At 63.4% G+C, this 25,891-nt stretch carries 26 protein-coding genes; 18 read left to right on the forward strand and 8 right to left on the reverse strand.

Features of this window, described 5'->3' with window-relative positions:
* On the forward strand, window positions 1-968 hold a 968-nt coding region (locus JQ628_RS33565; RefSeq protein WP_212230690.1), incomplete at its 5' end, for a porin.
* Between the two features lie 161 nt (window positions 969-1,129).
* On the opposite strand, the gene JQ628_RS33570 is transcribed toward JQ628_RS33565, so the two are convergent.
* A complete protein-coding gene (locus JQ628_RS33570) occupies window positions 1,130-3,283 on the reverse strand; it encodes a lytic transglycosylase domain-containing protein (RefSeq protein WP_349628157.1) in 2,154 nt (717 codons plus the stop codon).
* Between the two features lie 320 nt (window positions 3,284-3,603).
* Between JQ628_RS33570 and dapA the strand changes: the two genes are divergently transcribed.
* The 4 genes from dapA (at window position 3,604) to JQ628_RS33590 (ending at window position 6,216) form a co-directional block, all read left to right on the forward strand.
* Window positions 3,604-4,494: a 4-hydroxy-tetrahydrodipicolinate synthase gene (dapA, locus tag JQ628_RS33575; protein WP_212230694.1), complete on the forward strand. Its 891-nt coding sequence runs from the start codon at window positions 3,604-3,606 to the stop codon at window positions 4,492-4,494.
* A 153-nt stretch (window positions 4,495-4,647) separates the two neighbouring features.
* Window positions 4,648-5,061, forward strand: coding sequence for a large conductance mechanosensitive channel protein MscL (mscL, locus tag JQ628_RS33580; protein WP_212230695.1), 414 nt, complete (start codon window positions 4,648-4,650; stop codon window positions 5,059-5,061).
* A complete protein-coding gene (gene smpB, locus JQ628_RS33585; RefSeq protein ID WP_212230697.1) occupies window positions 5,061-5,534 on the forward strand; it encodes an SsrA-binding protein SmpB in 474 nt (157 codons plus the stop codon). The genes mscL and smpB overlap by 1 nt, the downstream gene beginning before the upstream one ends.
* A 106-nt stretch (window positions 5,535-5,640) precedes the next feature.
* Window positions 5,641-6,216, forward strand: a complete 576-nt coding sequence (locus JQ628_RS33590) for a peroxiredoxin (protein ID WP_212230699.1) — start codon at window positions 5,641-5,643, stop codon at window positions 6,214-6,216.
* Between the two features lie 86 nt (window positions 6,217-6,302).
* Here JQ628_RS33590 and JQ628_RS33595 read toward each other — a convergent pair whose 3' ends face one another.
* Window positions 6,303-6,974, reverse strand: a complete 672-nt coding sequence (locus JQ628_RS33595) for a uracil-DNA glycosylase (RefSeq protein WP_212230701.1) — start codon at window positions 6,972-6,974, stop codon at window positions 6,303-6,305.
* Window positions 6,952-7,584, reverse strand: a complete 633-nt coding sequence (locus tag JQ628_RS33600; RefSeq protein ID WP_212230703.1) for an NYN domain-containing protein — start codon at window positions 7,582-7,584, stop codon at window positions 6,952-6,954. The genes JQ628_RS33595 and JQ628_RS33600 overlap by 23 nt, the downstream gene beginning before the upstream one ends.
* Window positions 7,585-7,935: 351 nt before the next feature.
* Here JQ628_RS33600 and rpoZ point away from each other — a divergent pair, with 351 nt between their 5' ends.
* The 10 genes from rpoZ (at window position 7,936) to parC (ending at window position 18,716) form a co-directional block, all read left to right on the forward strand.
* A complete protein-coding gene (rpoZ, locus tag JQ628_RS33605) occupies window positions 7,936-8,328 on the forward strand; it encodes a DNA-directed RNA polymerase subunit omega (protein ID WP_016844003.1) in 393 nt (130 codons plus the stop codon).
* Window positions 8,329-8,526: 198 nt separating this feature from the next.
* Entirely contained in the window at window positions 8,527-10,821 is a 2,295-nt protein-coding gene (locus tag JQ628_RS33610; protein WP_212230705.1) for a RelA/SpoT family protein, read from the forward strand.
* A 135-nt stretch (window positions 10,822-10,956) separates the two neighbouring features.
* Window positions 10,957-11,724: a pyridoxine 5'-phosphate synthase gene (locus tag JQ628_RS33615; RefSeq protein WP_212230707.1), complete on the forward strand. Its 768-nt coding sequence runs from the start codon at window positions 10,957-10,959 to the stop codon at window positions 11,722-11,724.
* Complete coding sequence (gene acpS / locus JQ628_RS33620) at window positions 11,721-12,140, forward strand: holo-ACP synthase (RefSeq protein ID WP_212230709.1); 420 nt, start codon at window positions 11,721-11,723, stop codon at window positions 12,138-12,140. Before JQ628_RS33615 ends, acpS begins: the two co-directional genes overlap by 4 nt.
* Window positions 12,141-12,482: 342 nt before the next feature.
* The gene (lepB, locus tag JQ628_RS33625) at window positions 12,483-13,241 is read left to right on the forward strand and encodes a signal peptidase I (protein WP_212230711.1); all 759 of its coding nucleotides are present in this window, start codon (window positions 12,483-12,485) and stop codon (window positions 13,239-13,241) included.
* Window positions 13,238-14,050, forward strand: a complete 813-nt coding sequence (rnc, locus tag JQ628_RS33630; protein ID WP_212230713.1) for a ribonuclease III — start codon at window positions 13,238-13,240, stop codon at window positions 14,048-14,050. Before lepB ends, rnc begins: the two co-directional genes overlap by 4 nt.
* On the forward strand, window positions 14,040-14,969 hold the full coding sequence (gene era / locus JQ628_RS33635; protein WP_212230715.1) for a GTPase Era: 930 nt from the start codon (window positions 14,040-14,042) through the stop codon (window positions 14,967-14,969). Before rnc ends, era begins: the two co-directional genes overlap by 11 nt.
* Before the next feature lie 33 nt (window positions 14,970-15,002).
* Entirely contained in the window at window positions 15,003-15,383 is a 381-nt protein-coding gene (locus JQ628_RS33640; RefSeq protein ID WP_212230717.1) for a hypothetical protein, read from the forward strand.
* Between the two features lie 130 nt (window positions 15,384-15,513).
* Window positions 15,514-16,266: a DNA repair protein RecO gene (recO, locus tag JQ628_RS33645; RefSeq protein WP_212230719.1), complete on the forward strand. Its 753-nt coding sequence runs from the start codon at window positions 15,514-15,516 to the stop codon at window positions 16,264-16,266.
* Between the two features lie 194 nt (window positions 16,267-16,460).
* The gene (gene parC / locus JQ628_RS33650; protein WP_212230721.1) at window positions 16,461-18,716 is read left to right on the forward strand and encodes a DNA topoisomerase IV subunit A; all 2,256 of its coding nucleotides are present in this window, start codon (window positions 16,461-16,463) and stop codon (window positions 18,714-18,716) included.
* Between the two features lie 89 nt (window positions 18,717-18,805).
* Here the strand turns inward: parC and chrA are convergent, their stop codons facing one another.
* The 3 genes from chrA to JQ628_RS33665 form a co-directional block, all read right to left on the reverse strand.
* Window positions 18,806-20,194: a chromate efflux transporter gene (gene chrA / locus JQ628_RS33655; protein WP_212230723.1), complete on the reverse strand. Its 1,389-nt coding sequence runs from the start codon at window positions 20,192-20,194 to the stop codon at window positions 18,806-18,808.
* Window positions 20,194-21,012 carry a chromate resistance protein ChrB domain-containing protein gene (locus JQ628_RS33660; protein WP_212230725.1) on the reverse strand — a complete coding sequence of 273 codons (819 nt, stop codon included), beginning with the start codon at window positions 21,010-21,012 and terminating at the stop codon, window positions 20,194-20,196. Before JQ628_RS33660 ends, chrA begins: the two co-directional genes overlap by 1 nt.
* 141 nt (window positions 21,013-21,153) lie before the next feature.
* Window positions 21,154-22,008: a DUF1259 domain-containing protein gene (locus JQ628_RS33665; protein WP_249128741.1), complete on the reverse strand. Its 855-nt coding sequence runs from the start codon at window positions 22,006-22,008 to the stop codon at window positions 21,154-21,156.
* 739 nt (window positions 22,009-22,747) lie between these two features.
* On the opposite strand from JQ628_RS33665, the gene dmeF reads away from it, so the two are divergent.
* Both dmeF and JQ628_RS33675 read left to right on the forward strand, forming a co-directional pair.
* Window positions 22,748-23,716, forward strand: coding sequence for a CDF family Co(II)/Ni(II) efflux transporter DmeF (gene dmeF, locus JQ628_RS33670; protein ID WP_212230742.1), 969 nt, complete (start codon window positions 22,748-22,750; stop codon window positions 23,714-23,716).
* Between the two features lie 171 nt (window positions 23,717-23,887).
* The gene (locus tag JQ628_RS33675; protein WP_212230744.1) at window positions 23,888-24,766 is read left to right on the forward strand and encodes a DMT family transporter; all 879 of its coding nucleotides are present in this window, start codon (window positions 23,888-23,890) and stop codon (window positions 24,764-24,766) included.
* Window positions 24,767-24,771: 5 nt separating this feature from the next.
* On the opposite strand, the gene JQ628_RS33680 is transcribed toward JQ628_RS33675, so the two are convergent.
* Together JQ628_RS33680 and JQ628_RS33685 are read right to left on the reverse strand one after the other, a co-directional pair.
* On the reverse strand, window positions 24,772-25,176 hold the full coding sequence (locus JQ628_RS33680; protein ID WP_212230746.1) for a RidA family protein: 405 nt from the start codon (window positions 25,174-25,176) through the stop codon (window positions 24,772-24,774).
* 22 nt (window positions 25,177-25,198) lie between these two features.
* A complete protein-coding gene (locus JQ628_RS33685) occupies window positions 25,199-25,381 on the reverse strand; it encodes a hypothetical protein (protein WP_212230748.1) in 183 nt (60 codons plus the stop codon).
* Window positions 25,382-25,432: 51 nt separating this feature from the next.
* Here JQ628_RS33685 and JQ628_RS33690 point away from each other — a divergent pair, with 51 nt between their 5' ends.
* Complete coding sequence (locus JQ628_RS33690) at window positions 25,433-25,687, forward strand: hypothetical protein (RefSeq protein ID WP_212230750.1); 255 nt, start codon at window positions 25,433-25,435, stop codon at window positions 25,685-25,687.
* The last annotated feature ends 204 nt before the right edge of the window (window positions 25,688-25,891 follow it).

A 25,891-nucleotide genomic window follows, 5' to 3' on the forward strand; every position in this document is an offset into this window, starting at 1 on the left:
CCAGCATCGGTCTCGATGATCCGACCGTGTTCAACCGCACCGCGATTTGGAACGCCTCTACTGCTCTTGCCATCGGCCCCACCGGCACTGGCACCAACTCCTACGGCGGCACGCATGCTCCCGACATCGTCGGCCGCATCCGCGTCGATCAGGCCTGGGGTCTCTTCCAGGTGTCGGGCGCGGCTCACCTCGTGAACGCCTCGTACAACAACCTGAACGCCGCCGGCGCTCCGAACAACTTCTCGGAAATCAGCGGCCACCCCGAAGACAAGTGGGGCGGTTCGGTGATGGCTGCGTTGCAGATCAAGAATCTGCCGACCGGCCCGGGCGACGACTTCAAGATCGACGCTTCGTATGCGGTTGGTACCACGAAGAACGTGATCTCGACCTCGGGTGGCTCGCCGAGCTTCGCGATGTTCGGTGGATCGGGCTTCGGCTACCAGAGCATCGGTTTCGGTGGCACGTCTGACGCTGTCTTCGCTCCTCCGGGCTCGTTTGGTGGCGGTCCTCTCGGTGGCCCTGGCTCCGGTCTCATCCTGACCAAGGCTTGGGGTGTTCGTGGCGCCTTCAACCACAATTGGGACCCCTACTGGTCGTCCTCGCTGTGGGGCAGCTACGCGCAGGTCAAGTATGACGGCAACGCCGACGACAACCTCGCTGGCATCGGATCGGCCAAGGGCATCATCTGCAACGGCTTCGCTGCGACCCGCCCGGGCCAGACTGGTGTTGCCGGTGTCGGCACCTACTCGTGCAACCCCGACTTCAACATCGCCCAGGTTGGTGTGGTCACCCGCTGGACTCCGGTCAAGAACCTGACGTTCTCGGCTGAAGTCGGCGCGTTCCTCCTCGACCAGAAGTTTGCGGGCAGCGCAGTCTTCACCCCGGCTGCTCCGAAGCCGAACGCTCTGTACGAGTTCAAGGACCAGAGCACTGTGTTCCTGAACGTCCGCGCTCAGCGTAACTTCTGATCCCGGAAGACTTGAAACACGAGGAAAACCCCCGGCAGGCAACTGCCGGGGGTTTTTCATTGTCCAGGTGGGCGAGTGGCGAATAGGGGGAGCATCTGGTCGAGTGATGGTTCACTCGCCACTCGCCACTCGCCACTCGCTGTTCGCCAATCGCTGTTGGACTATTCGACGCTGGCGCCGCGGCGCAAATCGGCCTCGATCTGGAGCCTGGTGCCGCCGCCGAAGCGGGCGCGGTACACTTGCAGGTTCTCCATGATCCGCTGCACGTAGTTGCGCGTTTCCGAGAACGGGATCAGCTCGACCCAGTCGACTGCATCGACCTTGGGATCGCGCGGGTCGCCGTAGCGCTCGATCCATTTTTTCACGCTGCCGCGTCCCGCATTGTAGGCGGCAAACGTCATGATGTAGGAGCCGCGATAGTCCTCGAGCAGCCCGCCGAGCTCGGCAGCACCAAGCGCGGCATTGTAGACCGGATCGGTCTTCAACCGGGCGAGGTCGTAGGTGGCGCCATGCCGTTTGCAGACATAGCGCGCCGCATCCGGGGTCACCTGCATCAACCCATAAGCCTGCGCCGGCGACACCACCGACGGATTGAAGGCGCTCTCCTGCCTCGCGATCGCGTAGACGATGCTGCGTTCCACTTCGGGCCCGATCGACCTGAAGGATGGAATGCCGTTGACGGGATAGGCGTAGAAGTCGAAGGGCAGCCCGCGGTTGAGGGCGGCCTTGCCCAGCAGCAGCATGCCGCGGGCATCGCCGTGACGCCCGGTTACCTCACCGAGCCCGACCAGCGCGTCCGGATCGCCGTTCTCGCCCATGTCGGCCAGAATCGGAATCGCGTATTCGCCCTCGTCGAGCTCATAGAGCAGTTGCACGGCGCGGACGATTTCGAGCCGCTCGACGTTGCGTCCGCGCCCCGAAGGCGCCCCGTTGATATCGAGCTGCGGCAAACCGAGCTTTGCGCGCGCCAACTGGCCGTAATAGCTGGTCGATTGCTCGGCCGCCCGCAAATACGCCGCGCGCGCTTCCTGCGCACGGCCGGCGGCTTCGGCCGCACGGCCCTGCCAATAACCGGCGCGCGCCAGCGCGGTCGGGTTGACGCTGCCGACGCCGATTCGGGCAAAATGCTGCGCGGCGACCGCGGGGTCGTTGAGGAAGCGCAGCGCGATCCAGCCGGCGGTGAACTCCTGCTCGGTCTTGTAGATATCGCGCGAGGGAAGCGCGGCGTCGCGGGCGATCAGATAGGCGGTGCGGAATTCGTTGCTGTCGATCATCTTGCGCGCCAAGAGGCGCCGCTCGATCCACCATTCATCGAGATTGTGCAGGCGGTTTGGATCCTTCGGCGCGCTCATCATGAGCTGCGCGGCCTCGCTGAACTTCTCGTCGCGGCGAAGCATCTGGATGCGGGCGAACGTGTAGCCGGGATCGGAATGCAGCTCGTGCGGCACCGCATCGAGCAGGGCCTTGAGGTTACCGCCCTTGCGATTGGCGGCAATGCGCGCCTTTGCCAGCGCCAGATGGCCGGCGCCGAGGCGCTTGGCGGCGCGCATGCCGGCGGCCTCGTTCTCGGTGCCATAGAGCAGGGTATCCATCCGCGCCTTGTGGTCGCCCGCGGTCAGCAGCGCGCCGAACATGTCGAGCACGTTGCTCTCGGTCTCCTCCGACATGCCGTCGTTGCGCCAGGCCTCGCGCACCAGCCGCTCCGCGTTGGCGCGATCGCCGCGCGCGATCATCGCTTTCGCAAGCGACAGGCGGCCCTTGGCCGAGATCGGCGACTGGTTCTCGAACCAGGCCCATACCGCCCCATCCTCGCGCCTGTCGTCCCACAAGGCCGCCTCCAGGCGGCGGCGCAGGAAGGTCTGCGACGGCCAGCTCGGATTCTGGGCAAGAAAGGCACGGTAACGTTCGACGGTGACGTTGTTGTTCTCGCTGCGCAGGACCAGCCATTCGGCGAGCTTCTTCGCTACCGGATCCTCGATGCCGGCTGCGAGCTGCGTAGCGTCATCGGGCTTGCGCTTGCGGATCAGCTCGATGACGTTTTCCAGCGTTTGCTTGTCGGCCTGCGATGTCGACGAGGTCGCGGCCATCGCGGCAGGCGCGATCGGTTTGCGGGGCGGGGCCGCGACGGCGTGCTGCCGCGTCGCGGGTGCCAAGGCCGGCGCGTGCCGCGTTGTGTCGGGCGCACCGGCAACCGGCGTAGGCGCGCGTGCAGGCGCCGCAGGTGTCGTCGCCGATGTGGTTTTGGGCACCGCGTTGCGGGCGATCGGTCGCGGCTTTGGCAGGGGAACCTTTGGTGCCGCGCAAACCTCGGTCACGGCCGACAGTGCAACAGCGAATGCCAGGCTGGTCACCAGCGCGGTCGATCGCAATGCAGCGGTGTGGACAGATCGGGTCACGGCTTTCCCTGACGGCGAATCATTCGGGGCTCACAAGAGCTAGGTCTATTTGATTGAATATGCGGTAAAAACACCAAACGGCCCGCGGCCGGTGCGACCTTGTGCGCCCATACCGCGGCAAAATCGCGGCCACAACAGGCCCGGTACGGCCCTTTCGCCCCGCCGTCAGACCCGATATGAATTGCAATCCAGTCCAGATCGCCAGTTCAGACAGCGCGCGCAAGTTTCGGAGGAAGTCCATGGCAGCCAAGACAAAATTCCGGGGGTCGTTCACCGCCTTGGTCACGCCGTTCAAGAACGGCTCGCTCGACGAGGCGGCGTTCCGCTCGCTCGTGAACTGGCAGATTGCGGAGGGTACGCATGGCCTGGTGCCGGTGGGCACGACCGGCGAGAGCCCGACGCTGAGCCATGACGAACACAAGCGTGTGGTCGAATGGTGCATCGAGGAGGCCAAAGGCCGCGTGCCCGTGATCGCGGGCGCCGGGTCCAACTCCACCAAGGAGGCGGTCGAATTGTCTGAGCATGCCGAGAAGGCGGGTGCGAGCGCGGTGCTGATCGTCACGCCTTACTACAACAAGCCCACGCAAGAGGGCATGTACCAGCACTTCAAGGCGATCAACGACGCGATCAATATCCCGATCATCATCTACAACATCCCGCCGCGCTCGGTGATCGATATGTCGGTCGATACCATGAAGCGCCTGTTCGAGCTGAAGAACATCGCCGGCGTCAAGGATGCCACCGCCAGCATGGTGCGGGTGTCGCAGCAGCGCGCCGCGATGGGCGAGGAGTTCAACCAGCTCTCCGGCGAGGACGCGACGATCATCGGCTACATGGCCCATGGCGGCCATGGCTGCATTTCCGTCACCTCCAACGTCGCGCCGCGGCTCTGCTCGGAATTCCACACCGCCTGGCAGAAGGGCGACGTCACCACCGCGCTGAAAATCCACGACAAGCTGATGCCGCTCCATACCAACCTGTTCATGGAAACCAGTCCGGCGCCGATCAAGTACGCGATGTCGCTGCTCGGCAAGATGGATGAAAAGCTGCGCCTGCCGATGGTGCCGGTGCAGGAATCGACCCGCGTTGCGGTGCGTAGCGCCATGGTGCATGCCGGCCTGATCAACTAAAGCGTTTTCAAGCGAAGTGGATACCGGTTCGCGTGAAGAAAACGCGTCAAATCAAGAATGTGGATATTTGGTTCTGATACAATCAGAACCAAATATCCAGCTGCTGGTTGCGCTCGCTTCGAACGCGCCCGTCGTCGCAGCGGAGGATTTTCCATGCTGAAGGAATTCAAGGAATTCGCGATGAAGGGCAATGTCGTCGACCTCGCGGTCGGCGTCATCATCGGTGCGGCCTTCGGCGCAATCGTCAATTCGCTGGTCGGCGACGTCATCATGCCCATCATCGGCGCGATCACCGGCGGCCTCGATTTTTCGAACTACTTCACGCCGCTCGCCAAGTCAGTCACCGCCACGAACCTTGCGGACGCCAAAAAGCAGGGTGCAGTATTGGCTTGGGGCAGCTTCCTCACGCTGACCCTCAATTTCCTGATCGTCGCTTTCGTGCTGTTCCTCGTGATCCGCGCCATGAACCAGTTCAAGCGCAAGGAAGAAGCCGCGCCCGCCGCGCCGAAGCTGACGAAGCAGGAAGAACTGCTGACCGAGATCCGCGATCTCCTCAAGAAGAACTAATGGCCCAGAAAGAAGAGCGCCCGATCAAGGTCGTCGCGGAGAACCGAAAAGCCCGCTTCAACTATGCGATCGAGGACACGATCGAAGCCGGCATTTCGCTGACCGGCACCGAAGTCAAATCGATCCGCAACGGCAAGAGCACGATCGCGGAGTCCTACGCCGATTCCAAGAACGGCGAGATCTGGCTGATCAACGCCAACATTCCCGAATATCTCCAGGCCAACCGCTTCAACCACGAGCCGAAGCGGCCGCGAAAACTGCTGCTGCACCGAAAGCAGATCAACAAGCTGTTAGGGGCGGTCGATCGCGAGGGCATGACGCTGATCCCGCTGAAGCTTTATTTCAACGAGCGCGGCCGGGCGAAATTATTGCTGGCGGTGGCGAAAGGCAAGAAACTGCACGACAAGCGCGAGACCGTGAAGAAGCGCGACTGGGGCCGCGAAAAGGGCCGCCTGATGCGCGCGCGGGGATAGGTTTGCCGTCATTGCGAGCGAAGCGAAGCAATCCATCGTTCGGCAGGAAAGATGGATTGCTTCGTCGCTGCACTCCTCGCAATGACGGCGGATAGAGGAGGGCGAGATGAATCAGAAAAACCTGCTCGACGTCGACTGGAGCAAGATCCCGGCACCGACGGACGATGGCGGTGCCGCGCATCTGAAGGGCACGCAAGTCCCCTCGGTCAGCCTGCGCGCCACGGACGGCAGCGCGGTCGATCTGTCGAAACTATCCGGCCGCACCGTGGTCTTCGGCTATCCCCGCACCGGCGAGCCCGGCAAGATCGCGCTGGTCGACGACTGGGACATGATCCCCGGCGCCCGCGGCTGCACGCCGCAGACTTGTTCGTTCCGCGATCTGTTTGCCGAACTGAAAGGGGCCGGTGCCGCACAAGTGTTCGGCCTGTCGACGCAGAGCAATGAATATCAGACCGAGATGGCCACGCGGCTGCATCTGCCATTCCCGGTGCTGTCGGACGAGAAACTGGAACTGACGCGCGCGCTGAACCTTCCGACCATGCAGGTGGCGGGTCTCACTCTGATCAAGCGCCTCGCGCTGATCGCCGATGACGCGCGCATCACGCAGGTGTTCTATCCGGTGTTTCCGCCGGACCGGAACGCCGGCGACGTCCTGGAGTGGCTGAAGAAGAATCCGGTGTGATTTCGTAGGGTGGGTTAGCGAAGCGTAACCCACCATTCTTGGCACAGCATCGGTGGGTTACGCCTTCGGCTAACCCACCCTGCAAATCAACCGGCCAAATCCGCTCTTACCCGCGCGAACACATCCCGAAACATCTTTGGCGTCAGCACGCCGGTGTTCGTGTTGTACCGCGAGCAGTGATAGCTGTCGTAGAGCCCGATCTTTCCCGCTATATGCACGGCACCATGTGCAAAGGGCACAGCGGCATTGCGCAGGCCCAGCGCCTTCACCGTCGATTCGTGCGCGATCCGGCCGAGCATCACGATCGCGCGAAGCCTTGGCATGGTCGCGATCGTCGCCGACAAAAATTGCCGGCAGGTATTGATCTCGACCGGCAGCGGCTTGTTCTGCGGCGGCACGCAGCGCACGGCGTTGCTGATGCGGCAATCGACCAGCCTCAGGCCATCGTCGGGCCGCGCCTGATAGACACCCTTCGCAAACCCATATTCGAGCAGCGTCGCGTAGAGCAGGTCACCGGCATAGTCGCCGGTGAAGGGCCGACCGGTGCGGTTGGCGCCCTGCATCCCCGGCGCGAGGCCGACGATCAGCAGCCTCGCATTGGCATCGCCGAAGGAATCGACCGGAGCATTGTACCAGGTCGGTTCCTTCGCACGCGTTTGCTCGCGAAAACTCACCAGCCGCGGGCACAACGGACAATCGCGGCCAGGTGCGGGTACCGGGAGGAGGGCGCTGGTCTCAGTCGTCGAAATCGTCGTCACCGGCTCCGCGGGGCGCCATGGTGGTCGCGCGTTGCAGGAATTGCGGCGCGTGATGACGCGGCTCGCGCGGGGCCGGACGCTCGGACGGATCGCGTCCGAGCTTCGATTGCAACTCCACGAGATCCGTAAAGACGTCGGCCTGGCGGCGCAGTTCGTCGGCGATCATCGGCGGCTGACTCGAAATGGTCGAGATCACGGTGACGCGGACGCCGCGGCGCTGTACCGCTTCGACCAGCGAGCGAAAATCGCCGTCGCCGGAGAACAGCACCATCTGGTCGATATGCTCGGCGAGCTCCATCGCATCGACCGCCAGCTCGATATCCATGTTGCCCTTGACCTTGCGGCGGCCGGAGGCGTCGATGAATTCCTTCGTCGCCTTGGTGACGACGGTGTAGCCGTTGTAGTCGAGCCAATCGATCAGCGGGCGAATCGACGAGTACTCCTGATCCTCGATGATCGCCGTGTAGTAGAACGCCCGCAGCAGCGTGCCGCGTCCCTGGAATTCCTTGAGAAGGCGCTTGTAATCGATATCGAAGCCGAGCGTCTTGGCGGTTGCGTAAAGGTTGGCGCCGTCGATGAAGAGCGCAATCTTGCTGGAAACAGGTGACATCAAGGTTTTCTCGCGTTGTTAAACGTTTCTAGCGCAGCGACGAGCGGTCGCGCGCACTTTCACGCTATGCTGCCTAAAGTTCGGTGAATCTTTCCCCGCGACAGTCACCACCTCAATTATGGTGCGGCGAGGGCAAAAAACCTAGACTTTTGACGCTGCAATGTAGCGATTTTGACTTGTCCGAGACGGCACGAGGGCTGCGTCTGGACGCTCCGGCCTAAGGCCCCGCCGGACGGTTATCAGTTCCTGCCCGGAACGCAAATCACAAATTTTGCCTTGCGAAATCAGGTAGGGAGCTATAACTAGCCCCGAAAGCATACATATTGGCCCCATTTAACGGAGCGACAGGCGATGGCGCGCGTCACCGTGGAAGATTGCATTGATAAGGTCGACAACCGGTTCGACCTGGTTCTGCTGGCGGCACATCGTGCCCGGATGATCTCTTCCGGTTCTCAACTCACGGTTGATCGCGACAACGACAAGAACCCCGTTGTTTCCTTGCGCGAAATCGCCGACTCGACGATTTCGCCCGAGGACCTCAAGGAAGAGCTCGTGCACTCCCTCCAGAAGTTCGTCGAGGTCGACGAGCCCGAGCCGGATACGGTCCCGCTGATCGGGTCGGCCGGCGCCAGCGTCGATGCCGACGATACCGAAGTGGCGGTCGAGCGCATGACCGAGGAAGAGCTGCTCAAGGGTCTGGAAGGCCTCGCGCCGCCGGAAGAGCAGCCGGAAGAAGACGAATAATCGCCGCCCGATCGGTTGGATTTTACGAAAGGCCCGGACCTGGTTCCGGGCCTTTGCTTTTGTTGACATTTTTGCGGTTAGGATGCGTCATGAGATGGGCGGGGCGTTGCTGCACTTGAGGGTGCAGTGCCGCGCGAAAGCGCATTACATTGGTGCGTGAAGATGGCTTTTTGGCCCGGGCGCGAAGGTAGTGATTCGATGGCGGTCAGGCGCCGCATCATCAGGCAGATGCAGGCCGCAACCGAGCAGGTTGCGGTCGCGCCTTCGTCGTCGCCGCCACGAGGTGCCAAGCCGCGCTCGGGGATCATGCGGCAATATGACTTGGTCGAGCGGGTCAGGTCCTACAATCCCGACACCGACGAAGACCTGCTGAACCGGGCCTATGTCTATGCCATGAAGGCGCATGGCGCGCAGACCCGCGCCTCCGGCGACCCCTATTTCTCGCATCCGCTGGAGGTCGCGGCGATTCTCACCGCGCTGAAGCTCGATGACGCCACCATCGTGGCGGCGCTGCTGCACGACACCATCGAGGACACCGAGGCGACCCGCGCGGAGATCGACCAGATTTTCGGCCATGAGATCGGCGCGCTGGTCGAGGGGCTGACCAAGCTGAAGCGGCTCGAACTGGTTTCGCGCGAGGCCAAGCAGGCGGAAAACCTCCGCAAGCTGCTGCTGGCGATCGCCGACGACGTCCGCGTGCTGCTGATCAAGCTCGCCGACCGCCTGCACAACATGCGCACGCTGGAATTCGTGCCGCCGGCCTCGCGCCGCCGCATTGCGGAAGAGACACTCGACATCTATGCGCCACTTGCAGGGCGCATGGGCATGCAGGAGATGCGCGAGGAACTCGAGGACCTCTCGTTCCGTACCCTCGATCCGGAAGCCTATGCGGTCGTCAAGCAGCGGCTCGACGCGCTGGCGGAGCGCAATCGCAATCTGATCGGCGAGATCGAAAGCCAGCTTTCGAAGAACCTCCAGAAGAACGGCGTGGTCGCCCATGTCTATGGCCGGCGCAAGAAGCCGTTTTCGATCTGGACCAAGATGGAGCGAAAATCCGTCGGTTTCGAGCAACTGTCTGACATTTTCGGCTTCCGCATCGTGCTCGACAATGTCGAGGCCTGCTACCGCGCGCTCGGGGTCGTGCACACCACCTGGCCGGTCGTGCCCGGCCGTTTCAAGGATTACATCTCGACGCCGAAGCAGAACGACTATCGCTCCATACACACCACTGTGATCGGGCCCGGCAACCAGCGCGTCGAGCTACAGATCCGCACCGAAGACATGGACCAGATCGCCGAGTTCGGTATCGCCGCGCATGCCTTCTACAAGGACGGCGTCGGCTCGCCGACCGAGCTGCTGAAGCGCGAATCCAATGCCTTTGCCTGGCTGCGCCACACCGTCGGCATCCTGTCGGAGAGCGCCAACCCGGAAGAATTCCTGGAGCACACCAAGCTCGAGCTGTTCCACGACCAGGTGTTCTGCTTCACGCCGAAGGGCCGGCTGATCGCGCTGCCGCGCCACGCAAATGTGATCGACTTTGCCTATGCCGTGCATACCGACGTCGGCAACAGCGCCGTCGGGTGTAAGATCAACGGCAAGTTCGCGCCGCTGTCCTCGGAACTCACCAATGGCGATGAGGTCGAGGTGTTGACCTCGAAAGCCCAGTCGGCGCCGCCGTCGGCCTGGGAATCCCTGGCGCGCACGGGCAGGGCACGCGCGGCGATCCGCCGCGCCACCCGCACCGCGGTGCGCGATCAGTATGCCGGCCTCGGCCGCCGTATCGTCGAGCGCCTGTTTGCCCGCGCCAAGATCGAATATGCCGACGACAAGCTGAAGGGCGCGCTGCCGCGGCTGGCGCGCACCTCGATCGAGGACGTCATGGCCTCGGTCGGGCGCGGCGAGATCAAGGCCTCCGACGTCGCCCGCGCGATGTACCCCGACTACAAGGAGGAGCGCGTCGCCGCCCGCTACGGCGCCAAGAAAGGGCTTGCCGCCAAGCTGAAGCAGGCGCAGCCGCATCACCCCGCGCGCAGCGCTTCGGTCATTCCCGTCGGCGGCCTCGGCAAGGCAGACCTGCCCATCAAGTTCGCGCCGAACGGCGGCGCGGTGCCGGGCGATCGCATCGTCGGCATCATCACGCCCGGCGAGGGGATCACGATCTATCCGATCCAGGCGCCAGCGCTGAAGGATTTCGAGGAAGAGCCGGAGCGCTGGCTCGACGTGCGCTGGGACATCGACGAGACCACGCCGCAGCGTTTTCCGGCGCGCATCCGCGTCGACAATGTCAACGAGCCCGGCAGCCTCGCCCAGGTCGCGACGGTAATCGCCGAGCATGACGGCAATATCGACAATATCAGCATGAGCCGCCGCTCGCCTGACTTCACCGAGCTCACCATCGACCTCGAGGTCTATGACCTCAAGCATCTCAGTGCAATTATCGCGCAGCTCCGTGCAAAGGCGGTGGTCGCGCGGGTCGAGCGCGTCAACGGCTGACCATTTTGTCATTGCCGGGCTTGACCCGGCAATCCATCCTTTTCAAAAGATGGATGTGCGGGTCAAATAAGGCGAAGACCGCTTCGCGCTTTTGCCCACGCATGACGGTTCGAATTCTCGGTTGCGAGTCGAAAGATGTCCAAACCTCTCCCGCTGCGCCTTGGAGTGAACGTCGATCACGTCGCCACCCTGCGCAACGCGCGCGCCGGGGCGCGTCCCGATCCGGTGCGCGCGGCGCTTGCTGCGATCGAGGCCGGTGCCGATGGCATCACCGCGCATTTGCGTGAGGACCGCCGCCATATCCGCGACGAAGACATGACCCGGCTGAAAGCCGAAATCTCAAAGCCGCTGAACTTCGAGATGGCGGCAACCGACGACATGCTGCGTATCTCGCTCGCGACAAAACCGCATGCGGTGTGTCTGGTGCCGGAGCGGCGCGAAGAACTCACCACCGAAGGCGGCCTCGACGTCGCCGGCCAGCACAATGTGCTCAAACCATTCATCGCCAGGCTGAACGACGCCGGCATCCGGGTGTCGCTGTTCATCGCGGCCGATCCGCGCCAGATCGAGATGGCGGCCAAGCTACAGGCGCCGGTGATCGAGATCCATACGGGCGCCTGGTGCGACGCCGTGGTCGACGGCCACACGGCGAAGGCCGATGCCGAATGGCGGCGCATTGCCGAGGGCGCCAGGCTGGGCCGCGCCGCCGGGCTCGAGGTACATGCCGGCCACGGCCTCGACTATGCGACCGCCGAGACCATCGCCGCGCTCCCCGAGATCGCCGAGCTCAACATCGGCTATTTCATGGTTGGCGAGGCCATCTTCGTCGGCCTCGGCGAGACCGTCCGCCAGATGCGGGCGGCGATGACGCGCGGCCGCAGCAAGGTGGAAGGCGCGGCATGATCATCGGCATCGGTTCCGACCTGATCGACATCACGCGCGTCGCCAAGGTGATCGAGCGCCACGGCGACCGCTTCCTCGACCGCATCTTTACCGACGCCGAGCGCGCCAAGGCGGTGCGGCGCGCCAATAGCGAGAAGATGGTGGTCGCGACCTATGCCAAGCGCTTTGCCGCCAAGGAGGCCTGCTCCAAGGCGCTCGGTACCGGTATCCGGCGCGGGGTCTGGTGGAAGGACATGGGCGTGGTGAACCTGCCGGGCGGCCGGCCGACCATGCAACTGACCGGCGGAGCGCTGGCGCGGCTTCAGGCGCTGACGCCGCAAGGTCTCGAGGCGCGGATCGATCTTTCGATTACGGACGATTGGCCGCTGGCGCAGGCTTTCGTCATAATTTCGGCGGTAGTTCCCGGCAAATCCTGAGGTCTTCGCGGGCGCCCGCGGCCGAGGCCGGACAAAACTAAAAATCCTTTATTTTCAATGGATTGGAAGTTTTTGATGCAGCACTTGATTGCGCGCCTGAGAACAACCGTCTAAAACGCCGCAGGGTTCGCGAGCATGATCCGGAAAAGCGGGAACCGGTTTTCCGATAAGATCATGTTTGAACTTCACAAATCGAGTCTGGGCGAACCGCCGGTATTGCATCGGAATTCGCTCTCAACATCAGATGAGAGAGCATTTTCCTGACGCGAAACGAAGGCGATTCGCGTAGGGAATGCGTTCTGCCAGTGTGCGGGCACCGGGCTTGCTGGAATTGGGAAAGTCATGAGCGTGACGTCAGGGACTAAATCAGAGAGCGGATTTGGCGAAACCATCCGCGTCGTCGTTCATGCCCTGTTGATCGCCCTGGTGATCCGGACCTTCCTGTTTCAGCCCTTCAACATTCCCTCGGGGTCGATGAAGGCGACGCTGCTGGTCGGCGATTATCTCTTCGTCTCGAAATATTCCTATGGCTACAGCCACTACTCGATCCCGCTGTCGCCACCGCTGTTCTCGGGGCGCATCTTCGGTTCGGAGCCGTCCCGCGGCGACATTGTCGTGTTCCGCCTGCCCAAGGACGATTCCACTGATTACATCAAGCGCGTGATCGGTCTGCCCGGCGACCGCATCCAGATGCGGGAAGGGCTGCTCTACATCAACGACGTGCCGGTCAAGCGCGAGCGCCTGAGCGATTTCATCGGCGAGGATCCCTGCGGCTCCGACGCCACCGCGCGGGTAAAACGCTGGCGCGAGACGCTGCCGAACGGCGTCAGCTATGAGACGCTCGATTGCGTCGACAACGGCTTTTACGACAACACCAATGTCTACACCGTTCCGGCCGGTCATTTCTTCATGATGGGCGACAACCGCGACAACTCGACCGACAGCCGCGTGCTGTCTGCGGTCGGCTACGTGCCGTTCCAGAATATCGTCGGGCGGGCACAGATGATCTTCTTCTCCATTGCCGAAGGCGAGCACGCCTGGATGTTCTGGCGCTGGCCCACTGCCGTGCGCTGGAACCGGCTATTCACCATTGTGCGATGAACGACGATACGCCCGTCATCCACGCGACCAAATCAGGCGACACAGCCGAGCAGCCGGACGCCGCCCCCGAGGCCGCGCCGAAGAAGAAGGGCAGGCGGGCCCGCAAGACCGCGGCCGTCAATGCGATGGAAAAGCGCGTCGGACATGTATTTTCCGACCGCACGCTGATGGTCACCGCATTTACGCATGTATCGGCGCTGGCCCCCTCGCGGCACCGGCGTGAGAGCTACCAGCGGCTGGAATTCCTTGGTGATCATGTACTCGGCCTCGTGGTCTCGGACATGCTGTATCGCGCCTTTCCCAACGCCGACGAGGGCGAGCTGTCAAAGCGGCTTTCGGATCTCGTGCGCAAGGAAAGCTGCGCCGATGTTGCGGAAGAGCTCGGGCTTGGCGAAGACATCAAGCTTGGTGCCGTCGGCAATGCGATGGCCAATGCGCGTCTGCGCAAGGCCGTGCTCGGCGACATCTGCGAGGCCGTGATCGGGGCGATCTATATCGACGCCGGCTTCCAGGCGGCGCAGCAATTCGTCGAGCGTCACTGGACCAAGCGGATGACCAAGCACCGCCGGCCGGTGCGCGATCCCAAGACCGGTTTGCAGGAATGGGCGCAGTCCAAGGGACTGCCGACGCCGGTCTATCGCGAGGTCGACCGCACCGGCCCGCATCACGATCCCGTGTTTCGCGTCGCGGTGACCTTGCCGGGCCTGGAGCCGGCCGAAGGCACCGGCTCCAGCAAGCGCCAGGCGGAGAAGAGCGCCGCGCTCGCCATGATCGAGCGCGAAAAGGTCGGCGGCAAATATGAAGTCTGAAGTGGCCAGCGCTGGCGGGGACGCCGCGCCGCGCTGCGGCTTCGTCGCGCTGATCGGCGCGCCGAATGTCGGCAAATCCACGCTGGTCAACGCGCTGGTCGGCGCCAAGGTGACCATCGTCTCGCGCAAGGTGCAGACCACGCGCGCTTTGATCCGCGGCATCCTGGTCGAGGACAAGTCGCAGATCGTGCTGGTCGACACGCCCGGCATCTTCGCGCCCAAGCGGCGGCTCGACCGCGCCATGGTGCTCACGGCCTGGACCGGCGCGCATGACGCCGACCTCGTCTGCGTGCTGCTGGATGCCAAGCTCGGCATCGACGCCGAGGCCGAGACGATCTTCACGACGCTGGCCAATGTGGCGCATCCGAAGGTGCTGGTGATCAACAAGATCGACCTGGTTCCGCGCGAAAAGCTGCTGGCGCTGGCGAAGGCCGCCAACGAGCGCATGAAATTCGAGGAAACCTTCATGATCTCGGCGCTGTCCGGCGACGGCATCGACGATCTCAAGAAGACGCTGGCGCGACTCGTTCCCGCCGGCCCGTTCCATTATCCTGAAGACCAGATGTCGGTCGCGCCGATGCGTCATCTCGCGGCCGAGATCACCCGCGAAAAGCTGTTTCAGCAGTTGCATCAGGAACTGCCATACCAATCCACCGTCGAGACCGACTCATGGGTCGATCGCAAGGACGGATCGGCCCGCATCGAGCAGACGATCTTTGTCGAGCGCGAGAGCCAGCGCAAGATCGTGCTGGGCAAGGGCGGCGCCACCATCAAGTCGATCGGCGCGGAAGCGCGCAAGGAGATCGCCGAGATCACTGGCCAGGCGGTGCATCTTTTCCTGTTCGTGAAAGTGCGCGAGAACTGGGGCGACGATCCCGACCGCTACCGGGAAATGGGAATCGAATTCCCCAAGGAATAATCAAGGAATAATCGAGCAATGGCCGCGCCCGCGATGACCGTACCCGTAAACGTCTGGTGGTTCGAGGTGCTGCTCTACGCATCGCTGACCATCGATGCGCTGTCGGTCGCATTCCAGGACCGCACGCCAAGGCCCGACATGACCGAGCAGATGATCGGCGCCGCCACCGTCACGGCGGCTGTTCTGCTCCTGCTGCTCACCTTCCTGGTCTGGCTTGCCGCGCAGCGGCGCAAGAGCTGGCCGCGCTGGGTGCTGACCCTGGCGCTGGTGCTGTCGTCGATTTCGCTGACGCAGGTGGTCGGCGAAAAAGGCCTCCAGTTCGACAGTTTTGTCGACATCGTCTCGTGCGCGCTGACGCTCGGCGGGCTCTATTGTTCCTTCACGGGCGATGCCAAGGACTGGTTCAACGCCTGAGCCACCGTCATTCCGGGGCGATGCGCAGCATCGAACCCGGAATCTCGAGATTCCGGGTTCGCTTTCGCGCCCCGGAATGACGGCCGTGTGATGGCTGCGCCCCTAACCGGAATCCTGTAATCTCCCGTCCATGGAATGGACCGACGAAGGCATCATCCTGGGCGTGCGGCGGCATGGCGAATCCTCCGCCATCGTCGAGCTCTTGACGCGCGAGCACGGCCGACACCTTGGCCTCGTGCGCGGTGGCGCCGGCAAGCGCATGCGTCCGATGCTCCAGCCCGGCAACAGCGTCACTGCCGTCTGGCGGGCGCGGCTCGATGAGCATCTCGGCTATTACCAGATCGAGGGCACGCGGCTGCGGGCGGCGACGCTGCTGGCGTCCTCGCATGCGGTTTACGGCATCACCCATCTCGCCTCATTGGCGCGGCTGCTGCCGGAGCGCGATCCGCACGAAGACATTTTTGCGATGCTCGAGGACACGCTGGACGATTTCGACGACGCCTCCGGCGCAGCCGCGCATCTGATCCGGTTCGAACTCGCCATGCTCGCCGAACTCGGTTTTGGCCTTGATCTGGAAAACTGCGCGGCCACCGGCGAGACCACCGATCTCATCTACGTCTCGCCAAAGTCGGGCGGTGCGGTATCGCGCTCCGCCGGCGAGCCGTTTCGCGATCGCCTGCTGCGGTTGCCGGCCTTTTTGCGCGAAGGCGAGGGCGGCCAGAACGGCTGGTCGGACCAGGATTTGCAGGACGGCTTTCGACTGACCGGCCTGTTCCTGCTGCGCCACGTGCTGGAGCCGCGCGGGCAGGGCCATTCCGACGCGCGGGACGGATTCATCAACGCGGTGACCAGGCGGCGGGCGCGAATCACTTCCGCAACTTAATCGCCACGCTTCAGGACGTCGTCCCGGCGAAAGCCGGGACCCATACGCCGCGGCCCATCGAACGGAACCGGCTATCGGCGATTTCCCTCACAAACGCCTGTGGTTATGGGTCCCTGCGTTCGCAGGGACGACAACGCTGCGGATGCATGGATTCGCGTCTTGCCCGATTCAGCCCAAAAGCCTAATCCGTGCCCATGGGAAAACGAGTACCGCCGCCGGAAGAGCCGGCTGAAATCCACGAGGTGATGCTGCGCGATGCGCTCGAAGAGCGCTATCTCGCCTATGCGCTCTCGACCATCATGCACCGCGCGCTGCCGGATGCCCGCGACGGGCTAAAACCGGTGCACCGGCGCATCCTCTACGGCATGCGGCTGCTGCGTCTCGATCCCGGTGGGGGATACAAGAAGTCGGCAAAAATCGTCGGCGACGTGATGGGCTCGTTCCATCCGCATGGCGATCAGGCGATCTACGACGCTATGGTCCGCCTCGCGCAGGATTTCTCCTCGCGCTACCCGCTGGTCGACGGCCAGGGCAACTTTGGCAATATCGATGGCGATAACCCGGCCGCCTACCGCTACACCGAAGCGCGCATGACGGATGTCGCGCGGCTGCTGCTCGAGGGCATCGACGAGGACGGCGTCGAGTTTCGCCCGAACTATGACGGCCAGTCGAAAGAGCCGGTCGTCCTGCCCGGCGGCTTTCCGAACCTGCTCGCCAACGGCGCGCAGGGGATTGCGGTCGGCATGGCCACCTCGATCCCACCGCACAACGTCGCCGAACTCTGCGACGCCGCGCTGCATCTGATCGACAAGCCCGAGGCGAAATCGAAGTCGCTCTTGAGGTGGGTCAAGGGCCCGGATTTCCCGACTGGCGGCATCGTCGTCGATTCCAAGGAAGCGATCACCGAGGCCTACACCACCGGCCGCGGCTCGTTCCGCGTCCGCGCCAAGTGGGAGCAGGAAGAGGGCGCCCGCGGCACCTGGGTGGTCGTCATCACGGAAATCCCGTGGCTGGTGCAGAAGTCGCGGCTGGTCGAAAAGATCGCCGAACTGCTCAACGAGAAAAAGCTGCCGCTGGTCGGTGACGTCAGGGATGAATCGGCCGATGACATTCGCCTCGTCATCGAGCCGAAATCGCGCGCGGTCGATCCGGCGCTGCTGATGGAATCGCTGTTCAAGCTCACCGAGCTCGAGAGCCGCATTTCCCTGAACCTCAACGTGTTGGTGAAAGGCAAGATCCCGAAGGTGATCGGTCTTGCCGAGTGCCTGCGCGAATGGCTCGACCATCTGCGCGATGTGTTGATCCGCCGCACCAACTTCCGCAAGGCCCAGATCGAGCACCGGCTGGAAATCCTCGGCGGTCTTCTGATCGCGTACTTGAACATCGACAAGGTGATCAAGATCATCCGCACCGAGGATGAGCCCAAGCCCGCGCTGATCAAGGCGTTCAAGCTCACGGAAGTGCAGGCCGATGCCATCCTCAATATGCGCCTGCGCTCTCTGCGCAAGCTCGAGGAGATGGAGATCAAGACGGAGGACAAGGACCTCCGCAAGGAATTGAAGGGTATCGAGGGCCTGCTCGGCTCTGAAACCCAGCAATGGGCCAAGGTCGGCGAGCAGGTCGGCAAGGTTCGCGAGATTTTTGGGCCGAAGACGCCGCTCGGCAAGCGCCGCACGCAGTTCGCCGATGCGCCCGAGCATGATCTCGCCGCGATCGAGGAAGCCTTTGTCGAGCGCGAGCCGGTCACGGTCGTGGTCTCCGAAAAGGGCTGGGTCCGCACCATGAAGGGCCACGTCGAGGATCTCTCCGGGCTTTCTTTCAAGACCGACGACAAGCTCGAACACGCCTTCTTCGCCGAGAGCACCTCAAAACTTCTGGCGTTTGCGACCAACGGAAAATTCTATTCGCTTGACGTCGCAAAGCTGCCGGGCGGGCGCGGCCATGGTGAGCCGATCCGCATGTTCATCGACATGGAGCAGGAGGCCGCGATCGTCTCGCTGTTCGCCAACAAGGGCGGCCGCAAATTCCTGATCGCGAGCGCCGAAGGGCAGGGCTTTGTCGTCAACGAGGACGATTGCGTCGGCACCACCCGCAAGGGCAAGCAGGTGCTGAACGTCGAGTTGCCGAACGAGGCCTGCGCGATCACGACTGTCGCCGGCGACACGGTCGCGGTGATCGGCACCAACCACAAGATGGTGCTGTTCCCGCTCGATCAGGTGCCGGAGATGGCCCGCGGCCGCGGCGTCCGCCTCCAGAAATACTCCAGCGCCAAGCTGTCCGACGTGGCGGTGTTCGATTCCAAGGCGGGCCTTTCCTGGAAGGATTCCGCCGGCCGCGAGCAGAGCATGACCATGAAGGAACTGGCCGACTGGCGCGGCAGCCGCGCCGACGCCGGCCGCCTCGCACACGGCCTGCCGAAGTCGAACAAGTTCAACCGCGGCGTGGAGTAGGGCGCCGAGTAGGGTGGGGTTGGGCAAAGCGATAACCTACCGACGGCGGATTACGCTTCGCTAATCCGCCTTACGGTGTTCCACGATCTTCAGATCAATCCCACCAGCCGCAGCAGCACGCCGGCGGCGCACGATCCCGCCAACACCGTCAGCATTCCGACGTTGAAGCGAAAGATCGCGGTGGCGGCTGCAACCGCCAGCACCAGCGCCGCCCAGTCGATGCTCGACCATATCGGCATGTCGAACGACAGGCCGAACGAGCGCACCGGCGTGGTTTGCCGGAAGATCGTGTGCAGCGCGAACCAGATCGAGAGGTTGAGGATCACACCGACCACGGCTGCGGTGATGGCGGAGAGCGCGCCCGCCAGCCCCTTGTTGCCGCGCAGCGTTTCGATGAAAGGTGCGCCGAGGAAAATCCAGAGGAAGCAGGGCGCGAACGTCACCCAGGTGGCCAGGAGGCCACCGAGCGTGCCCGCCAGCATCGGCGACAGCGAGCCCGGATCGCGGAAGGCGGCCATGAAGCCGACGAACTGTAGCACCATGATCAGCGGGCCCGGCGTGGTCTCGGCCATGCCCAAACCGTCGAGCATCTCGCGTGCGGACAGCCAGTGATAATGCTCGACCGCGGTTTGCGCGACATAGGCCAGCACGGCATAGGCGCCGCCGAAGGTGACCATCGCCATCTTGCTGAAGAATAGCGCGATCTGGCTGAACGTATTGGCTTCTCCGAACGCGATCAGGATCGCCGCCACCGGCACCAGCCACATCGCCAGCCAGAATGCGCCGACCCGCAATGCGCGCATTGCATCGGGACGGACATGCTCCGGCACGCCATCGCCCAGCATGCTGTCGATGACGGCCGTCTTGCCACCGGTGCCGTGCCCGGCCGCGGCGAATTCGGGCCGGCCGCTTTTTGCGCCGATATAGCCGATCACGCCGGCCGCGATGATGATGATCGGGAAGGGCACGTTGAAGAAGAAGATCGCGACAAAGGCGATGGCCGCGAGCGCGACCATCACCTGGCTGCGCAGCGCGCGCTTGCCGATCCGCACCAGGGCCTCCACCACGATCGCCAGCACGGCCGCCTTCAATCCGAAGAACAGCGCCTCGACAAAGCTGACATTGCCGTAAGCCGCGTAGATATAGCTCAGGCCCATGATGGCGATGATGCCGGGCAGGATGAACAAGCCGCCCGCCATGAGGCCGCCGGCCGTGCGATGCATCAGCCAGCCGATATAGGTCGCAAGCTGCTGCGCCTCCGGGCCGGGCAGCAGCATGCAGTAGTTCAGCGCGTGCAAAAACCGGCTCTCGGAAATCCAGTGTTTTTCCTCGACCAGGATGCGATGCATCACCGCGATCTGCCCGGCAGGCCCGCCGAAGCTGAGCATCGCGACCCGCAGCCAGACCCGAAAGGCTTCGCCAAAGCGGATGCCGTGGCCGGCATCCGCCTTTCTCGTTCCACCGGCTGTCGCGTCCATTATTGCTTTGCCTTGTTGGTAGGCCAGTTGTGGGTCTCGCCTGACGCGTCGCGACACCAGCGGTAGAAGGCATCGTACAGCAGCATGCCGGCCGCGAGCTGTTCGAGATCGTCGTCATACATGCGCGACAGCCCGAGCGAAGCCGCCAGCAAGCCCGGGGCTTCCGGCGACAGGTCGAGGCGGGCGGTATCGGCCGCGCGCACCATGGTGGCAAGCCGCAGCAGAGGCGCCGTCGCCAGCCCGAACTCCTCGATCATGACGTCGAAAGTGCATTTTTCACCGCGATGACTCCAGAACACGTTTTCGACGTCAAACGGCGCGGCGTTGAACCGCTCGCCAACGGCGACGACCTCGGACGGCGCCACGAACAAAAATACCGCATTGGGATCGACGAAGCGGCGGATCAGCCAGGGGCAGGCGATGCGGTCGATCTTTGGCCGCGCGCGCGTGACCCACACCGTGCGGCCTTTTGCATCGCGCGGTGGGAGCTTTGTCGCGTCGATCAGCGGCAGCTTTGCCGCTTTCCAGCCCTCGAAGCCGCCTTCGAGGGATTCGGCTGGAACATCGAGATGCCTGAGCCAGGCCGCGGTGCCTTGGGCTAGCTTTTCACCGCGAAAGCAAACCACGATGGCCGGCTGTCCGGCATAGTCGCTGCCCCAATCGGCGGCTTCCGCCGGATTGCGCCTGATGGCGCCCGGGATCAGCCGCTGGTCGGCGGCAAAGTCTTCGTCGGTCCGCACGTCGATCAGGACAGGCGTCTTCGCGGTGCCGATCAGGCGGATGAGTTTATCGGAGGAAATAGTAGATGGTGCTGACATGGCTGCGCCCTCGTAAAGCAAAACGGGACGCGATACTTGGGCATGTCGCCTCGTGGGGAGATCGCAAAATCCCCATACGTTATGAATAAACCGGCGGCGCGGGCCGGTCAACGGCCGCGCGTCGGGTCCGCCGCATCTTTCTCAATTCCGGGCGGCCGTCTTGTCCAGTGCCGCACGCAAGCCTCGCGCCAGCTTGAGGGCGTCGTCGTTGGCCCAGAAATGGATGAAGAACAGCCGAGGCTGTTCATCCAGCATGTGGCTGTGGATCGCCGTCACCTCGATTCCGCCGGCGCGCAGTGTCCGGATCAGCGGATTGACTTCATCGCCGGTCGCCAGGAAATCGCCGGTAATGGCGGCCTTGCCGTTTCCGGTCGGCTGAAAGCCGATGGCATTGGCGCCGCCCATCGCGCCGGCCACGGTCATGCCGCCTTCGGTCACCGGATCGCGCCGCGGGATGCCGAACTGATAGACACCGCCATTGACCGTTCCCTTGGCGTGCATGATCTCGTCCATCTTTGCCGTGTCGAGATCGAGCGCTGCCGGCGCGTTTGCCGTTGTCGTTGCTTGATCAAACGGGGTCTTGCTTGCCGCTGATAACGCCGCGTGAATGGCCGAGGCCATCTTCTCGGGATCGCCATGTCCGGCAACATGCATATAGAAGGTTGCCGGTGAAGCGCGCAGGATGTGGTTGTGGATGGCCGTGATGTCCAATCCGCTATCGAGCAGCCTTGTCATCACCGGAGTGATTTCGGATTCGAGCAGGACGAGATCGCCCATCACCATGGCCTGTGCATGCATCGGTGCAAAGGCAACCCAGCCACCGAGCGCAAGCGCAGGCTTTATCGCAACTCCGTCCAGGGTGACCTGCAAGTCGGACCGCGGCAGCCCGTAGCGGTGCACGTCGCCGCTGACTGTCGCCGTCTTGCCGAGCGCGGCATCGACCTTCTTCCAGTCGATGGACTGTGCAGAGGCGCCAGGCAGCGCCCCGGCCAACATCGAAATGACTGCCGCAAGCGCGGTGTTTGCGGCCGTTTGAGCGATTGATCGTCCTGGCATGGTCCTTCTCCTTACATAGTTCAGCCCCCATCGACGATTTCAGGTTTATGTACATGGACCGACGATGGCGCGATGGGCCTCGTCAGCCCCGCTGATTGAAGTGGTCTGGATGATCCGGATCGATTCCCATCGCACCAAGTGCGATTGCAAAGCCTTCTTGCACGGCCGCTGGATCGCCGCAGAAAACCACGGTGGTGGCGAGGATGCTATCGCCGGCTCTGCCCCGTGTCCTTGTTGCGGGACCGGGCACGCCAGGAGGTTCAGACAAAGGTGGAGAATTTTCTGGTTCGTCCATGCGCAATCCCTCGGCAAAACGAGTGGTGCGCAGAGCTTGGACGGGTGCCGTCTGAAGGGGAGTCTGCTTAATCCCCGCGGGTTGTTTTAATTCGATCGCATGGCGGCAGCAAGCGCCGTCATGCGGCGCTCCAAACACTAACAAGTGTGGGGCCCTCTGGAACCATTTGTCGCTTCCGTGACGGACAGCGTCCGGTTCGACGGCGCCGGTACAGAAAACCGGGTAACGCCCGGTGGCGAGGATACCGCCCAGATCGAAATGCCTCGTCGACGCGAGCCATACGGCTTCCGGAGACGCGCCACGCGATGTGATAGTATTCGTTACTCACGCCGTTATATGAAGCTGAAATGCGGCGTCATCTGTTGCGCCCGGAGAGACCGGCCCATGCACTCGCACTCGCTCGACCAATGGACTCACGACCACGTCTATCTCGGCCACAAGCACGACCGCCACGAGCGCCGCACCTGGTTCGTCGTCGCGCTGACCGCGGTCATGATGGTCGGCGAAATTGTCGCGGGAACGCTGTTCGGCTCGATGGCGCTGCTCGCCGATGGCTGGCACATGGCGACCCATGCCGCAGCGCTCGGCATCGCGGCGCTGGCCTATCTGTTCGCGCGGCGGCAGGCGAGCAATCCGCATTTCACCTTCGGCACTGGAAAATTCGGCGATCTCGCCGCCTTCGCCAGCGCCATCACACTGGCACTGATCGCGATCCAGATTGGCTTTGAAAGCGCAGAGCGGCTGGTCCGCCCGGTGCCGATCGCCTATGGCGAGGCGATTGCGGTCGCCGTGCTCGGCCTTGCCGTCAATCTCGTCAGCGCCTGGCTGCTGCGCGAACAACACGACGATCATCATCACGGTCATTCTCATGCGCACGGCCATTCGCACGATCACGCACACGGCCATTCCCATCGCGACAACAATCTTCGCGCCGCCTACATCCATGTCGTCGCCGACGCCGCCACGTCTGTGCTTGCGATCGCAGCGCTGGTCGCCGCGATGCTCGCGCAATGGAGCTGGGCCGATCCGCTGGTCGGCATCATCGGCGCCGTCGTGATCGCGAGCTGGGCCTACGGCCTGATCCGCGATTCCGGCGCGGTGCTGCTTGACGTCAACAGCGACAAGAAGCTCGAAGGCGCGATCCGCGAACGGATGGAAACCCGCGGCGACAAGGTCACCGACCTGCATCTCTGGCAGATCGGCCCGGGCCACCGCGCCGCCGTGATCTCGCTGATTTCGGACGATCCCTTGCCGCCCGCGGACTACAAGCGCCGGCTGAGCGGCCTGCACGGCCTCAGCCACGTCACCGTCGAAGTCGAGCTTTGCAGGCACGAGAAGCAGGGGGCCTGCTAGATCGCAGATCTTACTGACAATTGCCGCCATCCAGCTCGCGATCTGCTGACACATGTCGCCAACTTCTTTGCGACTCGAAAATCTTTTGTGGCTGACATTCGCTTCGTATTGGCTTGATGCGAATTAGGGCCTACCTCGTCTGCGCACATAATGCAGCTCGGGGAGGCGGCGGTGACCGAATGGATCGGAGTTGCGATCGCGCTGGTGTCGAGCTGTCTCGGCGGCAGTGCGGCGGCGATCACCCGCTATCTCGCCGGCAATACCGATCCCGTCACGATGGCGATCCTGCGTTGGGGCATCGGCTTTCTCTGCGTGCTGCCGGCGGCAATTCTGCTGCGGGCGAAATGGCCGCAGCGTAGCGATCTTCCCGCCGTCGCCGCACTCGGCGTTGCCTTCTTCGGCGTCTTCTTCGTCCTGTACAACATCGCGATGTCGTACACGACGGCGGCGCGCGCCAGCCTCGCGCTCGCGACGCTGCCGCTTTCCACCATGGTGGTCGGCGCGCTGCTTGGCGTCGAAGCGTTGACCTTCCGCAAAACCATCGGTGTCTGCATCGCCGTCCTCGGCGTCGCCGCAGCACTGGCGTCTGGCCTTGCAGCAGCGCCGCAGGGCGCCTGGCGCGGCGAGCTGATCATGATGGGCGCGGTGCTGTGCATGGCGTTCTACAACGTGCTGTCGCGGCCCTTCATCCGGCGCTCCAGCGCGCTCGGCTTCCTCGCCGTCGGCATGGGCACCGGCGCGGCGGCGCTGATCGCGGTGGGCGCGCTGACCGGCAGCGCAACCGTATTGAGCGGCTTCACATCTGCGCAATGGATCGCCGGCATCTATCTCGGCATCGGCGGCGGCGCGCTCGCCTTCATCCTGTGGGTGCTGGCGCTGGAACGGGCCTCGCCGACCCGCGTCGCCAACACCATGACCGTCAACCCGATCGCCGCGGGACTATTGGCAACGCAGCTCGTCGGCGAGCCGATCACGCCGAATCTGGTGCTGGGATTGATCGCCGTGTTCGCGGGGATCTGGATCGCGACGTCGGAAGCGAAGAGGGCATAGGAACCTCAGATCGCTGCGATTGCCTCGATCTCGATCTTGAAATCCGGCCCGTACAGTTTTGCAACCTCGACCAGCGTCACGGCGGGCGCCGCCGGCGGCGTCACTGAGGCGAAGAAGCGATTGCGCGCCTCGCGGTAACGCGCGAGATTTTCCATGTCGGTGAGGAACACCGTCAGCTTTACGAGATTGGCGGCGGTGCAGCCGCTTGCCTGTAGGGCAACGCCGAGATTGCGGAACACCTGGTCGGCCTGGGCGGAGAAATCGTACTTGCCGACCACATGGCCGTCGGCGCCAGTCGCCGTCTGGCCGGCGATGAAGATGAGGCGGCTGCCGGAAACCTCGACGATCTGCGAATAGCCGGGCGGCGTGCCGAGTTCCGGCGGGTTGATGCGGTTGATCGTGGGAGCCATGTTCCATGTCCCGTCGGAAGGATTAGCTGCGCGGCGCTGTGGCGGCGGGCTGCGGTGCGGGCGGCGTATGCTTCGGCTTCAGCGTGCCAGCGTAAAACGATCCCACGAAAACCAGGATCAGGCAGACGAGATACAGCACATAGGATTGCGGCGGTGTGATCGCCCAGCGCCACAAACTTTTGTCCGGACCAGGTTCGTTTGCCATGCCATGTTTGTGCGCGAAAGCGGCCCCCAAGGGAAGCGGAAATGCGCGTTCATGTGGGCGACCCGCACGCCAATCCCGCTGATGTGTGACTGCCTGTGTGACTACCCGACGGGCAAATCAGTGACCGATTTTCGCGAGGCGTTACGAACCTTGAAGTCGAAAATGCCCAAAGCTGATGCGCGAAAAAAATCGAATTTACCTTGCAATCTCAATCTGATTTGGGTCGTCCAGATCACCGCGCAAAATATTCCGCTTTACAATTCTGAAAATCAGAAGTATAGCCTGCCCGTCTCGTGCCCACCATGAGGGGCGTATCGCCATCGTCACGACACGTTGGGCGCGGGATGCGATGGACGCAGTGGCGCCACAGGCGAGTGGCGTTGCGCTTCAAGAAGAGGACCGCACGGGCCGTGCCCGGCGAAGCCTCTTGGCGAAGCCGGGCTGCGTACGGTCAAGTCGTGTGGTTCTGACGCCGCGATGCTGGCGTCAAGTTGGCGGGCTCTTGCGTGA

It is taken from the genome of Bradyrhizobium lablabi, assembly GCF_018129385.1.
Classification (GTDB): domain Bacteria; phylum Pseudomonadota; class Alphaproteobacteria; order Rhizobiales; family Xanthobacteraceae; genus Bradyrhizobium; species Bradyrhizobium lablabi_C.

Coding starts and splice junctions, on each gene's coding strand:
- smpB (WP_212230697.1), top strand. CDS start 5,061: ATGGCCCAGAAAGAAGAGCGCCCGATCAAGGTCGTCGCGGAGAACCGA.
- rnc (WP_212230713.1), top strand. CDS start 13,238: ATGAACGACGATACGCCCGTCATCCACGCGACCAAATCAGGCGACACA.
- JQ628_RS33690 (WP_212230750.1), top strand. CDS start 25,433: ATGTGGGCGACCCGCACGCCAATCCCGCTGATGTGTGACTGCCTGTGT.
- dapA (WP_212230694.1), top strand. CDS start 3,604: ATGGCAGCCAAGACAAAATTCCGGGGGTCGTTCACCGCCTTGGTCACG.
- JQ628_RS33610 (WP_212230705.1), top strand. CDS start 8,527: ATGGCGGTCAGGCGCCGCATCATCAGGCAGATGCAGGCCGCAACCGAG.
- lepB (WP_212230711.1), top strand. CDS start 12,483: ATGAGCGTGACGTCAGGGACTAAATCAGAGAGCGGATTTGGCGAAACC.
- JQ628_RS33680 (WP_212230746.1), bottom strand. CDS start 25,176: ATGGCTCCCACGATCAACCGCATCAACCCGCCGGAACTCGGCACGCCG.
- JQ628_RS33685 (WP_212230748.1), bottom strand. CDS start 25,381: ATGGCAAACGAACCTGGTCCGGACAAAAGTTTGTGGCGCTGGGCGATC.
- JQ628_RS33665 (WP_249128741.1), bottom strand. CDS start 22,008: ATGTTGGCCGGGGCGCTGCCTGGCGCCTCTGCACAGTCCATCGACTGG.
- JQ628_RS33660 (WP_212230725.1), bottom strand. CDS start 21,012: ATGTCAGCACCATCTACTATTTCCTCCGATAAACTCATCCGCCTGATC.
- chrA (WP_212230723.1), bottom strand. CDS start 20,194: ATGGACGCGACAGCCGGTGGAACGAGAAAGGCGGATGCCGGCCACGGC.
- JQ628_RS33590 (WP_212230699.1), top strand. CDS start 5,641: ATGAATCAGAAAAACCTGCTCGACGTCGACTGGAGCAAGATCCCGGCA.
- acpS (WP_212230709.1), top strand. CDS start 11,721: ATGATCATCGGCATCGGTTCCGACCTGATCGACATCACGCGCGTCGCC.
- parC (WP_212230721.1), top strand. CDS start 16,461: ATGGGAAAACGAGTACCGCCGCCGGAAGAGCCGGCTGAAATCCACGAG.
- dmeF (WP_212230742.1), top strand. CDS start 22,748: ATGCACTCGCACTCGCTCGACCAATGGACTCACGACCACGTCTATCTC.
- recO (WP_212230719.1), top strand. CDS start 15,514: ATGGAATGGACCGACGAAGGCATCATCCTGGGCGTGCGGCGGCATGGC.
- era (WP_212230715.1), top strand. CDS start 14,040: ATGAAGTCTGAAGTGGCCAGCGCTGGCGGGGACGCCGCGCCGCGCTGC.
- JQ628_RS33640 (WP_212230717.1), top strand. CDS start 15,003: ATGACCGTACCCGTAAACGTCTGGTGGTTCGAGGTGCTGCTCTACGCA.
- JQ628_RS33600 (WP_212230703.1), bottom strand. CDS start 7,584: ATGTCACCTGTTTCCAGCAAGATTGCGCTCTTCATCGACGGCGCCAAC.
- rpoZ (WP_016844003.1), top strand. CDS start 7,936: ATGGCGCGCGTCACCGTGGAAGATTGCATTGATAAGGTCGACAACCGG.
- mscL (WP_212230695.1), top strand. CDS start 4,648: ATGCTGAAGGAATTCAAGGAATTCGCGATGAAGGGCAATGTCGTCGAC.
- JQ628_RS33615 (WP_212230707.1), top strand. CDS start 10,957: ATGTCCAAACCTCTCCCGCTGCGCCTTGGAGTGAACGTCGATCACGTC.